This is a genomic window from Aporhodopirellula aestuarii (assembly GCF_023701485.1).
GTDB lineage: Bacteria > Planctomycetota > Planctomycetia > Pirellulales > Pirellulaceae > Rhodopirellula > Rhodopirellula aestuarii.
In genome coordinates this window covers 102,253-115,793 of sequence record NZ_JAMQBK010000081.1, presented here as the reverse complement: position 1 = coordinate 115,793, position 13,541 = coordinate 102,253, and the positions used below count along the sequence as shown (strand labels likewise).

At 57.0% G+C, this 13,541-nt stretch carries 10 protein-coding genes; 4 read left to right on the top strand and 6 right to left on the bottom strand.

All coding sequences use genetic code 11. The features are described from left to right. Positions 1–23 precede the first annotated feature (23 nt). Complete coding sequence (locus NB063_RS26645) at positions 24–1,280, bottom strand: outer membrane protein assembly factor BamB family protein (protein ID WP_250932100.1); 1,257 nt, start codon at positions 1,278–1,280, stop codon at positions 24–26. A gap of 219 nt (positions 1,281–1,499) precedes the next feature. Continuing rightward, positions 1,500–2,060, bottom strand: a complete 561-nt coding sequence (locus NB063_RS26640) for an EF-hand domain-containing protein (protein ID WP_250932099.1) — start codon at positions 2,058–2,060, stop codon at positions 1,500–1,502. 393 nt (positions 2,061–2,453) lie between these two features. Between NB063_RS26640 and NB063_RS26635 the strand changes: the two genes are divergently transcribed. Next, positions 2,454–3,092 carry a hypothetical protein gene (locus NB063_RS26635; RefSeq protein WP_250932098.1) on the top strand — a complete coding sequence of 213 codons (639 nt, stop codon included), beginning with the start codon at positions 2,454–2,456 and terminating at the stop codon, positions 3,090–3,092. Positions 3,093–3,664: 572 nt separating this feature from the next. On the opposite strand, the gene NB063_RS26630 is transcribed toward NB063_RS26635, so the two are convergent. The 4 genes from NB063_RS26630 to NB063_RS26615 all read right to left on the bottom strand — a co-directional run bounded on the left by NB063_RS26630 (position 3,665) and on the right by NB063_RS26615 (position 9,089). Further along, positions 3,665–4,027 (bottom strand): 2Fe-2S iron-sulfur cluster-binding protein, encoded by a 363-nt coding sequence (locus NB063_RS26630; RefSeq protein WP_250932097.1) that lies wholly within the window; start codon positions 4,025–4,027, stop codon positions 3,665–3,667. Positions 4,028–4,123: 96 nt separating this feature from the next. After that, a complete protein-coding gene (locus NB063_RS26625; RefSeq protein ID WP_250932096.1) occupies positions 4,124–5,407 on the bottom strand; it encodes a diaminopimelate decarboxylase in 1,284 nt (427 codons plus the stop codon). 135 nt (positions 5,408–5,542) lie between these two features. Further along, a complete protein-coding gene (locus NB063_RS26620; protein WP_250932095.1) occupies positions 5,543–7,585 on the bottom strand; it encodes a polysaccharide biosynthesis/export family protein in 2,043 nt (680 codons plus the stop codon). Positions 7,586–7,592: 7 nt separating this feature from the next. Next, positions 7,593–9,089 (bottom strand): hypothetical protein, encoded by a 1,497-nt coding sequence (locus tag NB063_RS26615; RefSeq protein WP_250932094.1) that lies wholly within the window; start codon positions 9,087–9,089, stop codon positions 7,593–7,595. A gap of 411 nt (positions 9,090–9,500) precedes the next feature. On the opposite strand from NB063_RS26615, the gene NB063_RS26610 reads away from it, so the two are divergent. The 3 genes from NB063_RS26610 to NB063_RS26600 all read left to right on the top strand — a co-directional run bounded on the left by NB063_RS26610 (position 9,501) and on the right by NB063_RS26600 (position 12,976). Continuing rightward, complete coding sequence (locus NB063_RS26610; RefSeq protein WP_250932093.1) at positions 9,501–10,958, top strand: hypothetical protein; 1,458 nt, start codon at positions 9,501–9,503, stop codon at positions 10,956–10,958. Between the two features lie 60 nt (positions 10,959–11,018). Next, entirely contained in the window at positions 11,019–11,639 is a 621-nt protein-coding gene (locus NB063_RS26605; RefSeq protein WP_250932092.1) for a preprotein translocase subunit SecA, read from the top strand. A 119-nt stretch (positions 11,640–11,758) separates the two neighbouring features. Then, positions 11,759–12,976 (top strand): vWA domain-containing protein, encoded by a 1,218-nt coding sequence (locus NB063_RS26600; RefSeq protein ID WP_250932091.1) that lies wholly within the window; start codon positions 11,759–11,761, stop codon positions 12,974–12,976. Positions 12,977–13,541 lie beyond the last annotated feature (565 nt).

The following is a 13,541-nucleotide window of genomic DNA, read 5'->3' as shown; positions in this document are numbered from 1 at the left end:
CGACCCGTTGCGGCCCCGTTAGGTCAGTGGTTGGCAATGCAGTAGAGCGATTGGTTGCTGCGAAGGTAAAGCTTGCCATCGGACACTGCCGGTGATGCATTGAAGTCCGTCTCGTCGCTGGCGATAACATTTTGAGCGAGCGGTTTGAATGATTCGGACGCGTCATAGACGAGCGTCCCGCTACGCCGGGTGACCACGTAGATGTGATCTCCGATCAGGACGGGCGAAGCATAAACCGGGCGACCGCTCTGCAAGTTTTGAACTCGTTCGCGGTAGATCACCGCGCCATCTTTGGCGGATGTGCAGAACGCGATACCGCTATCGTCGATCCAATAGAATCGTTCGTTTAGCAACAACGGTGTGGCGACGTAGGAGCTCGATCGGTTCGTCCATAACACATTCGAATCCGTCACGTCGTCTTTGCCCCCGGCTTTGACGGCGATGCTGCCCGAAGCCCGATAGCCGCCAAAGCTGTAAACGGTGTCGCCGTCGACGATCACCGAAGGCGAGACGTTTCCGGTCATGGGTGACTCGGCATACCAATTCAGTTTACCGGTCTTGGGATTCATCGACCAAATCTCACCCGGCACGCTGATGACGAGTTCTTGAGTGCCGTTTTCCAACTGAACCAGCCGCGGTGTGCCATAGGTCAGTTCGAGCATACCTGCTTCCTGCCGCCAAAGTTCTTCGCCGGTTTGCTTGTCGAGCGAAATGATTGATTTGGCCTCTTCGGCAGCATTCACGATAATGCTGTTTTCGTACAAGATCAAACTCGCTGCCGAACCCCATTGCCGATTGCTGGATTCTTTTCCGACATCGACGCTCCAGTTCGTTTGGCCATCCAAGCTGATCGAATGCACGCCACCTTTTCCTAGAAAGACGTAGACGTTTTCACCATCGGTTACGGGCGTGTTGCTGGCGTAACCGTGTTCGGTGATGTAGCCACGGTAACCGTCTTCGCGGTAGTCGATCGGGAAATCGACCGACCAGAGCTGCTCGCCACTGTTCTGATCGAAGCACAGCACTTGACGTTTCGCGAGGTCGTTCCCGGAAATGTAGCACGTCACAATGACTTTTCCATCGACGATAACCGGGCTGGACGAACCCGTTCCCGGCAGGTCGACTTTCCATGCCATGTTCTTCGTTTCGTCCCAGGTTTTCGGCACGACTTCGGTAGAGCGTGCGGCGCCATTAGGGCCTAAGAATTCGGGCCAATCGTTTCCCTGAGCGGGAACGAAGAGACAGAGCGTTAGCAGTGATGCGAAGAAGTATCGTTGCATGGAAAAGTTCGCCAGTGAAAAAGGTATTCCGGTGAGTCGGGAACGTGGTTGCGAGTCCCGCGAATATACCACGCAAGAACTCGTCTCCTTGGCCACTACGTCAGTTCAATCCAAACGGGAGTGAAATGACGCAGCGGATTTCGCCCGAAATCCTCGCGGTAGGGCATTTAGGCGAATCTCACTTCCAGATCGGACAGTGATTTTCCGCTCGACCGTTAGCTATTGCGGACGTTGGGGTCTGCCGCCAGCTTCTTCACCGTGGTCTGGATGCTGAGGTGGATGCGAGTTCTCGAGTTGATCTTCTTGTTCGTCCGTCAGAATCGCGGCGAGGCGTTTATCGACATCGGCTTGCAACGCGGCAAGTTGACGCGTTTGCTTGGTGCTTAAGTTGAGAGACTCGGCGACCGGTTCGGGCAGGATTTGTCCGGGTTGTGGCGGAGGGCCATGTTGGCCACCGTCTTGTGGCGGTGGGTTCATTTGTTGGTTGGGTGGTCCTCCGTTTCCGCCTTGCGGTGGTGGTCCGCCTCGACCGTATTGGTTGGCCCGCCCTTGGTACTGCAGAACCGCCGTCAATTCCGCCTTGGTGACGCAGCCGTCTCCGTTGGCGTCCGCTTGCGTGAACAACTGAATAATCATTTCTGTCGGCGGTCCGCCGCCTTGATTCATCCCGGGAGGACCGCCACGGCCAGGAGGCTGGGCAAGCAAATAACTCGTTCCCGACAAGAGGCTGGCACTGAGTGCGATGCCGAAGTTGGCAATGAGCTGGAGACGACGATTCATGATTCGGTTCCGGTAAGTGACGAGCGATCAGAACGCGAGATCAACACGTGACGCATCTGCTAAGTAGCGGAAGTCGTCAAGGCTTTCGGAGGGAAGGAAACGAAACTCCAAATGAGTTGCGTTACGCCCGGTGTTGTTCTTGCGTTGCTTAGTGAGGAGGCGATGAGAAGCGAATTAGCAACCGCCGGATAGATTAATGCGTTGTTCGCACGAGCAGTGGGCCACGCTTTTCAGAACTTTTTCGGGAATAGCGGGAACCTCAGAAAACAACGTGAATTCCGCTATTTGGGCTCGTTTTGTCCGCAAGATTGAGGTGGTCTTGTCCCGACAAGGAAAGTGCTGATCGCCTTTGCAAGGCTCATCTCACACCACACCCAAACTCAAAGCCGTCCCATGAATATCTCCAATTTGAATGCGTCATACGCCAGCCAGGCGTCGTCCTCAAGTTCTCGTCCACAGGGCCCTCCGCCGCAAAAAGGCGAAGAGCAACTTTCCTCTGCACTGAAGTCGATCGGCGTGGATGATTCGACGGCCGCAAGCGTGCTCGATCAAATCGATGAAGCCATCTCGGCTTTGGAGTCAGACTCCGCGTCGGGAACGACGAGTCGTGCCGCGTTCAAGTCTGCGATCAACGAGGTGCTCAAGGCCAACGGAATCGATTCGGCGGAAGTCGAGGAAGCGATTCAAGCCGGTGGCGTGGATGGCCCATCGGGTACTGGCGGACCATCGCGTGGCGGACGACCCAACGGACCGCCTCCACCGCCCCGAGACGATGAAAGTGAAACCAGTGCCGTGGAATCCGCTCTGCTTAGCAGTGGCGTAGATGAGTCGTCGACTGACGACCTGATCAGTCAGATCATTGAAACGCTTCAAGAGTTGTCCAGTGAATCGAGTAGCAGTGTTTCCCAAGACGACATCCGTTCGGCACTGACGAATCTGTTTGAAGAAAACGGAGTTAACTTCGATCAGTTTCAACAATCCCTCAGCAGCGGAGTTGGCTCCAGTGGATCGTTCCTCGACCGCGTGGCCTAAACCCCGGAAAAAACGAAGAGACATTGGTGGCCCCGTTTTGATCCGAATGACGAAAATCGACCCACCCAGCGTTCAATGCTTGCAAACTGGATCCCAATCGAGGGTGGGTCCATCAACCTTGAATAGAAGCCATTGCCACGAGGTCATAGGGACGTTGATTGTTTTAGTGCCTTTTTTAGCGGAACGGCGCAAGCCGTCCGGTCCCGAGTCACCGGACGGCTCGCGCCGTTCCGCTACTTTTGAAATCCTTCAGTAATCCAATCGACGTCCCATACGCCCGAGGTCTTTTTACCGGACGGACGACAACGCCGATCCGGCACAGTGGCAGTTCTCTGACGGATTCACGATCACTCGGGCAGTTAGCTGACGATCTGGTCAGATGACGACACCGACCAAAGCGACAATCACGTGTCGTTCAAATGGTCATCCGGCGGTGAGTTTGTGCTGCTTACGGACGTCCACGAAACGCTGAGTTTGTTTGCGATTTCGTAACAGCGTTTGATGCGTTTCTGATTGTGAATCACTCGTCAGTAAGTCGTCGAGCGATTCGAATCAATTCAAACGAAGTGGATTTACTTTGTCGTCCATTGCGGTGTCGGTTCGATCTCGTCGGCGACGGCGCCGCCTTGGTCTTTCCGACCGCTGCCTTCGAGACGGCTGATCAGACGCACCGACATGTCATGATCGCAGGCGATCTGGCAACTCAGTCGAACACCGGGGTCGGTGATTTCGCGTGCACGCAGAGTTTCCTGTTCCGCGACGGTCATCTTGTCCGGTTCACCTTCGATGAATTCGACACGGCAGGTCGTGCATCGGGCCGAACCACCACACGCGTGCAGTTGGTCGGTTCCGGCATCTTGAGTTAACGCTTGGACCAATCGTTTGCCAGCGGGGACGTCAAACGTACCAACATTTTCGACAGTGAGTTTCGGCATGGTGGGAGTGGGGGCTCGGTTTGAGGAGGAAGGGAACGTCACGCGTTTACCGGTTGGCAACCGCGTGCTGGCGAGTCGTGCAAAAAGCGGGCCGCCCTACAGGGCTGGGGCGGTTTGCTTTCGGTTGCATTGGACGCTGGCGAAATCCACCGTTGCGAAGTAATCGTCGAAGTTTTCTGCTCGGCGAATTTCGCGGACATCGCCCGCGTTGTTAAAGAGGATTTCAGCCGAACGTAATCGGCCGTTGTACTGGAAGCCCATCGAGTGGCCGTGAGCACCCGCGTCATGAATGACAAGGATGTCTCCGACTTCGGTTTGAGGAAGTTCACGATCGATCGCGAACTTGTCGTTGTTCTCACAGAGCGAACCGACCACGTCGACGGTTTTTTCGGCGGGGGCGTTTTCTTTGCCGAGGACACTGATGTGGTGGTAGGCGCCGTACATGCCCGGTCGCATCAGGTTGCTCATGCAAGCGTCGACACCGACGTAATTTTTGTAGGACGTTTTTTGGTTGATGACTTCCGTGATCAAGAAGCCGAACGGGCCGGTCATAGCACGCCCGTTCTCCATCATTAGCCGAACGGGTGGAAGGGCCGAGGGTGTCAGTTTCGCTTCGTACAACGCCTGCACGCCACGTCCAAATTCGGCGATGTCGATTTCGTCTTGTTCGGGACGATAGGCAACGCCGATGCCACCGCCGAGGTTAATGCATTCGACGGCGACGCCGGTTTGTTCGTGGATTTGAACCGCCAAGTCGAACAGCATCTCCGCGGTTTGCAGCAATGCGTCCACGTTGAGTTCATTGGAAACGACCATCGCGTGAAGTCCAAAACGCGTCACGCCGAGTTCGGCACATCTCGCGTAGCCTTCGAAAATCTGTTCGCGCGTGCATCCGAACTTTGCTTCCTTGGGATCGCCGATGATGACGTTGCCCTGGCGTTCGGGACCGGGGTTGAACCGGAACGAAACCATTTCAGGCATCTGTTCAAGTTGCAACAGTTGGTCGATGTGATGCGGCGTGTCGAGGTTGATGATCGCACCGAGTCGGGCGGCGATCGCGAATTCCTCGGTGGTTGTGTTGTTGGACGTGAACATCACGTCGTGGCCGGTGATGCCGAGCCGTTCGCAGGTGATCAGTTCCGCCACGCTGCTGCAGTCGGCGCCGCTGCCCTCTTCGGCCATTAACGCGACGATGTGCGGATTCGGGGTCGCTTTGACCGCGAAATACTGCTGGAAACCTTCGTTCCAGGCGAATGCCGCGGTCAGATCCCGAACACGTTGGCGAATGCCGTCTTCGTGATAAAGGACGAACGGGGTCGGGTGGTCGGAAATGATGCGGTCGATCAAAGGGCGATCGAAAGGCAGTGTTTTAGCGGCCATGGGGTAACTTCGAGGGTCCAAACCGAAAGAGGGTGACACGTCAGACGTACCAGGAAGGATAGTCTCGGTGGCAAGTTTGGAAAACCGGAGAACACCGTTGCCTTCGGCGAGCGGGCACCCGCCGAAGGCTGGCGATCAGTTGTTGTTGCCAAAAGAGAACGAGACCCCGCCGAATGGCACGATGCCGTAGACCCCTTCGGTGAAGACCTGGGTCACAAATCGATCGAACAACCGGATCGGGGCAGGCGGTACGATGATCACGTCCCCGTCTTGGACCCAAATCTCGTCCGCAGGTCGCGACGCTTTGGCGAGCAAGGCGGCACGCAGGTCAAGCACCGTGGAGAGCAATTCCCAGTTCGGACCGCGGCGGAACACAACGACCTGACGAAGGTTCGCACCCGGCACGTAGCTGCCCGCGAGGCTGAGCGAGCCCAACACGGTCGTCGGGGCATCGATTTCGAAACGGCCCGGTGTGGCGACTTCGCCGAGGACGTAAACGTAGTGCGGAGCCTGCTCCTCAAGCATGACTTCGACTTCGAGACCGGCGCCGAGCGATTCGTATCGAAGGTTGATCTCGCGTTTGAGTTCGGCCATCGTCAAACCTTGCGTCGGGATCGCACCCAGACGCGGCAGACGAAGTGTTCCTTCCGGGGTCACGGTTTGCACGGTTTGTTGCGGGTTGAAACCTTCCGAGCCGCTGATCGCTTCGCGAATTTGTCGGGCGACGTTCCCGGTTCGGACCGGTGTGACGTCGATCGACGGGTCCGGATAGTACTCTTCGTAACGTTCGTTGAGTAAGTCTCGCAGTTGTTCAATCGTTTGGCCGGCGGCGTGAACCTGCCCAATAAACCGCAGCGTCAGCGTCCCGTCGGGTTGAATTTCCAAACCACGTTCGAGCGTGCCGCGGGTCAAGTTTTCATCGGCATCGGATTCGATCAACAACTCGTCACCAACGACCAACCGGTAGGACCCAACGGTTCGAATCGTTTTGATCAGAAACGTCATCTGAACTTGGTCGCCGGCCCGCAATCGGTACTCGGGTAACGGTGCCGATCGTGCTGGACCGGCGTAGCCACCGGGGCCGTAGAGGTTGAACGGGGCACTTTGAGGGCATCTCCAGCACTGGCATGCGGGTTTCTCACGAGTTCCCACCCCCACGTAGACGCCGACCTTATCGCACACGCCAACGCCGTGCCGGTCCACGCACCCGCCACATGACGAGCACGTGACTTGCGAAACCGGCATGTTTGGTCGAAAGCTCGCCGGCATCGGCCACCGAGCCATTTCGTTTTCAACTAGCCCGGTCCAGTGCGTCGAACTGGTGGAGTTTGGGTCGATGGGTGTTTCGAGAACCGACTGCGAATGATCGTTGCGATCTACGTTGTTCCCGGAGTTGGTGCGACGGGAGTCTGCCGAATCGTCATCGGAATCGCGGTCGCGGTTCCAGCCGCGTGATGAATCGTTGGACTTCGATGGCGGATCCGAATTCGGTGTGGATGGTCCTGACCGGTCGCCGCCCAATCGACTGGGGCGTTCGTTCGAGTTTTCGCTATCTCGTGACAGCGGTGGAGGGAGCTTGCGATCGGGGAGGTCCGAAATGTCGCGATCCCGGGGCTGGAGCGGCAACAGCAGATCGTCCAAGTCGCGATCGGGCGGATCGAGGAGATCGCTCGGTGATGCAATTTCGTCGGCCGATCCTCGGCGAGGTGTCGGCAACAAATCATCGTCTCCGGTAAGGTCGCTGGTACCTCGTTGGTTCGTTTTCGGTTTCGTCGGAGTCAGTCTCGGAATCAGATCGAGTGAACGTGATTCAAAACGTGCACGCGCCTCGGCCTTTGCCTTCTCTTTTCGCAAAATGTGCTCTTCGAGCGAGCGGCGATATTCTTCCATCGGGTCCACTGCGGCGTCGGCCGCTTTGGCTTTCGTCGCCTTTGGACGCGAATCCTGTTGAAAGAACGGATTGGGTGTCGGCTCCTTGGGCTGATTCGAACGCGGCGCGGGCAACTCGGAAGCTGGCGTGCCGGGAGCGATGAGCTCTTGAGCGGAAACCGCTTTGCTGTCGGACAAGCCGGTGGAAACCGCCACCGCGCATACCAGCGAGAGCAGACCGACGACGCCGCGACGTGGCGTAACGATCTGACCCGAAATACACAAAAGGAAAGAGGGTGGTGTTCGCATCATGTGATTACCAAAACAGGCGACGTGCGGGCTGCGTCGGCGCGGGTGATGCCGAAGGCTTGGATGTCCAGTTGTCAGGCAGCGTCGGGTCAACGATTTGATTGCCATACCCGGGCGAAGACATCGGCTGACGGTTGCCGGGAATGTTCCCGTAGGCGGGTCGAGTTGCGACCCGGTATTGCTGGGACGGGGTGGCCTGATTCATCGGCACCGATGTCGATGCGACTGACGATGGCATCGTCGTGTTAGGCAACATCTGACCGGTTCGCGCGAAGGCTTGCGGCGACATCATCTGGACCGGCAGTTCGCTGGGGAGTTGTTGCGTCGCGAGTTGTTTTTCGCACTGATCAACCAAAACGAAGTCACCGGATTTCGCCGCGGCTTCGAGCAACGATTCGACACGTTGGCGTGTCGGAGCAACCCGTACGCTTTGCAGCAACAGTTCTTTCGCGGCGTTTGGGATAGAGCGTTTCAACAAAGTTCGGCCAAGGTCTGCGGCTGCCGCTGCGTTTTCGGGAGCGATCTCGACCGCGGCTCGGCGGTACGTCAACCCCAGTTCGGCAGAATGCAGGGGTGAAAACTCCGGCAGCGAATCGATGGATCGTCCCGCATTCGCAGCGATCGATTCCAAATCGGCCAAAATCATCGCCGCTTCGGCAGCCAACGGGCCACCCGAGGTGGCGTTGACGAGCCGGCGCTGCGCAAATTGCAGGTAGGCGTCCACGGCGCGTGCCGACGTTAAGTGTGTGGTGGCAACACCCTTGAGGACCGGAGTTTGATGCACGTCGATCAGACGACCGATAGCGGCGGTATCGACGGGGCCGTAACGGCCCGAAAAATCCATGGATTCACGGATCGCGACGAAAGCCGTGTTGAGTTCTTGGGTGTAGGCGTTGTCGCCGTTTTGAGCGTCACGAAGTGCAGCGATTGTGCGGAGCGTTTCGATAGCGGCCTGTTTGGCCGATTCGGTGGCGCCACGCTGCGCCGCCCAGTGTGCGATCCGAAGTTGTCCAACGGCCGCTGCGGCAAGTTGTGATTTTCGAGATCCGAGATTGATTTCGTCCGTCGGTGGTAGCGGCCGGTCAGGAAGCTGGGCGGCGTCATATTCGGATCGCTTTTCGACAGCCCGTTTTTGCAGCAGTTTCTGCTGCCGGATTTCAGCCGGTGTGGGTGGCTCAGGCTCGGGTTCCGGCGCAGTCGGTGGTGGCGCAGGAGCAGGTGGTTGGATAACGATCGTGGTCGCCTGGGGAATCGGCGCAGACGCAACTCGTGGCGGCGGGCTCCATGGGGTGGCAGTGTCAGAAGTTGCCGGAAGCGCTAGCGGTCGTGGCTGCCAAACCGCATGTCCACCTGATTCGGTTGGAGTGGTGGTGGTAGTCGACGTCCAGCCTTCACCGATCGCCGGTCCCGATGTTGACGCCAAATTCAACGCCAGTGCCGCGACGAGAATACGGCCGGTCGATTTACGGTAATGAGATTGCCCGTGGGGGCGGCGTCGCAGCATATCGCGATCCATCGCTCTAGGTGAATTTCGTCCATGAAATACCTTTTCTGCTATCGTCTGGTCACACCCAGACGCTCTATGAGAGACGCGCCGAAGACCTAAACATGGCCGCGCAGGGGGCGTGCAACCGTGATCAGCGGGGCAAGCCAAGTAACCCCGGTATGCCCCGTAACCCGCAGTGTCGCTGCTTTTCCGTAAACTCGAACAAGTGCCGATGACCAAGAAATTGCCGAAAAAATCGATCTGTAAATGGGACCGTCGCACGTTGGAGAACGCTTTACCGCTTTTGGCAGATCAGATAGCGGGAGCGACGTTGGTCTGTCGAAAATGTGGACGTGCGGCCTCCGAAAAAAGTTTGCTATGCAAGCCCATGAAACTGCAGCCGCTACTTTCGAAGGATGAAACGAAATCGTGAATTTCCACCTGTTGTTCGCCGCGACCACCATTGCTGTCTCGCTCTCCGTGGTCGGTTGTCAGCCGTCGGCATCAACGACTCGGGAAAATAGCACGTCGAACTCGCAATCCGAGCAAACCCGTCCACGTATTGACGCCAAAAGTCGTTTGCGAGAAGTCTTTCAGAGATACCAAGTCTGTTCCTACTACGAGGACGATGGCGAAGTCGTGATCCGGGCGTCTGGATCGCGATCCTTCGCCGCTGGCCGAAACGCGACTTCCCGCGAAACGCAATCCGCGCCGCTGAGAGTTCATTTGGACCAACGTGAACTCAATGTCGACGCGTACATGGCGCGGATACGTGTGAACGTGGTCTCGAATGCGTCATCCGGTGCCAGCGAGCGGATCGATATGATCGCGTGGTTCGACGAACCCGAGAGTTCTCATTTCGACGCGCAAGTTCTGAAACAACAGTGGCAATCCGCATCTGCCGATCGACTGCGGCTGGAGCGAGTACTCGCCGACGAAGTCTTGCGTTCGCGTTTGTCGGCTGGTTTGGCCGGTCCACCTCCGCAGCTCGAGTGGTTACTCGCCGATCGGCCGATGGAAAAACTGTTCGAACCGGAATCGCAGTTCGAGTGGCTCGATTCGGAAGCGATCGACGGTGTCTCGCTGCAACGCATCGCTGTGACGTCGGATCGTGAGCGGTTTGTGTTTTGGATCCATCCGGCGACGAGTCTCGTGCGACGCGTCGAGCTGCCTGTGCCTTTGGCGATGGATAGCGGGCAAGACGAATGGTCGCTAAGCCTTGAACTCAAATCTGCCAGTTTTCAACCGCCACGCGCAGGACAACAGAGTGACGTCGAATTTGAATCCCGGCCACGGTTCGAACCGAAGCTCGTTCGACAGTTCGTGCCGATGCCACCGCCTCCTCCGTCACCATTGCTGGGACGCAGTTTTCAAATCGATTCCGTGTTCGCTGCGTCGGGAACTCGCGGATCGGACGGTTTGAAAACGGCTCGGTTTGTCCTGATCGCTCTGCCGCCATCGGACGATGGGAGTCTACGTACTTGGATGCCAACTTGGACGTCCGTGTTGCCGATGATCGCGTCGCCCACGATGGGACCGGCACATCTCGTGTTCGCCACATCAGATCGATCGGTCGGAGACGCTCTGAATCAATTACCATCCTCCCTCGTGTCGGTGATTCAACCGCGAGAAGTGAATCAACTACTGCGGCAACTCCGTTTAGGCGAAAACTCATTTGCGCTGCTCGACGTTTCCGATCGGCAACCAAAATCGGGTAGGCTGTTGTTGACCGAGAACGCGACAGACGCGAGTACGATCGGCAATGCGCTCGCCGTTATTCGCGACTCGCTGTCAGGCGTCGACGTTCCCAAGAAGATTCGAGTCGATTACGACTCGATCATTCGCGACTACGAATCGTCGCTGCGTCAGAACTTGACTTCAAATTAAAGATTGCGTCATTCGCGAACAAATCGCGGTGTTTTGAATCATCAGTGATCGGAGCCGACGATGGGACTTTTTGACTTTCTGTTTGGCGGTTCGAACTCGTCCAAGTTGCAGACGCCACCGGATTTGATCTGGATGACAGAAGCGGGCAAACTCAACGGCATCCTCGCGGCGGTGAACGAAAAAGGGCAGGGCGACGCGGTAGCGATCTTGGTCGTGTCGCATTTTGACGAGACGCACGCCAAGATTGAACGCTTGCTGACCAACTACAGCGGTCAGGTGCCCGCGATGGCGGTTCGCACGAACGACTTGTCACCTCGGATCGCGACGGGATCGCAGTTCAATGAAGCCAGCAGGGTCGAGTGCATCGTTACCGAACACCATCCACTCGCCGAGGAAGACGATCGGGTCATCAACGAATTTGTACAAGACCTGCCCTGCCAATGCCGAGTGAGCTTTTGCACTTCGTTGGATGACGCGGTGATGCAGCTCTTCGCTGGCGATTACATGAAGAGCGTCATGAAAAGGATGGGGATGAGCGACAATGAAGCGATCGAGAGCGCTTTGGTTTCGCGCCGCATCCGCGCGGCCCAAGAGTCGGTCGCACAAAAGACCGTTTCCAGTCACCGGGCCAATTCGGCCAAGGAATGGATCGAGATGAATGTCCGCAAGGATGGTGGTTGAAAAGTCGATCGATCGGGCAAGTTTTTTCGCCCCGGCGAGAGTCGACCGCTAGAATGAATTCGGGCCACGACGCTGGCCAGCGTTCCCGTGACGTCTCTTCTCTCACGCAAAGAACTACGATGAAAATCTTGCAAAAACTCGGTCTGTTGTTGTTGCCCACGTGTCTCTTTTGGGGCGGAACTGGACTCAGTCTGGTGTCGGCGCAAGGCGTGAAAATCACGATCGAAACCGGTTCCAATACGACCGCCACGGTGACCTCGTCCGATGCCAAGGAACCGTTCACCGGCCAGCGTCCCGCCGTCGACGTCACGATCCTGCTGGATACCTCCAATTCGATGGATGGGCTGATCAATCAGGCGAGAAACCAATTGTGGAACATCGTTCAGGAATTTGCGAAAGCGAAGAAAAGCGGCAAAACGCCTTTGTTGCGAGTGTCGATCTTTGAATATGGCAATTCTCGTCTACCAGCTTCGGAAGATTACATCCGTCAGGTCGTGCCGCTAACCGATGACCTCGACAAAGTTTCCGAGGCGCTGTTCGCATTGAGCACCAGTGGCGGGGATGAGTATTGCGGGTCCGTGATCACCGAAGCGATCAAGCGTCTCGATTGGAGTAGCGAGCCGAACGCCTACAAGGCGATCTTCATTGCCGGCAACGAGCCATTCGATCAGGGGCCAGTCGATTACCGATCGGCGTGCAAAAAGGCGATCGGTGACGGCGTCGTGGTCAACACAATCCATTGTGGAAATTATGACCAGGGGGTGCGAGGTAAATGGCAAGAAGGGGCTAAGCTCGCCGAAGGCAAATTTCTGAATATCAACCAAGACGAAAAGGTCGTGCACATCAAAACACCGCACGACAAAATCATCATCGAGCTTAACGCCGAACTCAATAAGACCTACCTGTGGTACGGTTCCAAGTCCAAACGCCAGAGTTACGCTACCAACCAAGCCATGCAAGACTCGAACGCGGGGCGGGGATTGAGTAGCCGAGCGGCGATCAAGTCGAGTTCGTTGTATCGCAACGTCGGCCGGGATCTCGTCGACACCTACTTGGAAGATGCGAGCGTGGTCCAAGAGTTGAAAGACGAGGAATTGCCCGAAGAACTTCGCGGTCTTTCGGTCCAGGAGCGGATGAGCCGTATCGAGGAAATGGCCAAACGCCGGGCCGAGATCAAGCAGCAACTCGCCGAAGCGAGCAAGAAGCGGGACGCGTTCGCTTTGGAGCAACAGCGGGCTGCCCAGCCCGCTGCGCCCGGAGCGATCACCCTCGGCGACGCATTCTCTGACGCGATCAGCGAACAACTGCAGGAATCAGGGTTCGAAGTTGGAGAATAGCAGGCAAGCACCCGCGGTGATCCAGCGGATTTGACGCTTCAGGTCACCATTGTGCGAGTCAAAGATTTGGCGTTGCGGCTTGGTCAGCCGCCATGCGGGAATCACCGACAGCCCGGTCAAGAGACGGAGGCTGTCGAATGAATTCCGCCGTCGAGCCCCGCGAGGCCGACGGGAAAAAACCAACCGACATCGGTCGTTTCTTCCGCCACCGAACGATGTCTGGAACGCATCGACCTAATTTTCGGGGCAATCGCTGTGGCGTATTACCCACTCGGGACCAAGAGTCCCATGCTCAGAATGAGGTAGTTGCTCACTTCTGACTTGACGTGGCCGCTATTCACCGGCGGGGAAGCCCGCAGAGGGGGATCGGTCCGCAATTTCGGCGGATCGACAGACATTCACCTCCGTCGAAGAGGGGCCACATGCATGCTTTGTGGAACTTTCTGCGTATTCGAGCGTCCAAGTGGGCGCGGAATCGTGCCGGTTATGCGCGTTGAAACGTCTCTGAGGCTTGTCAGATTCACTTTTGCCACCTGATGGCAGGGTGAGTGACGGGGAGTATCTC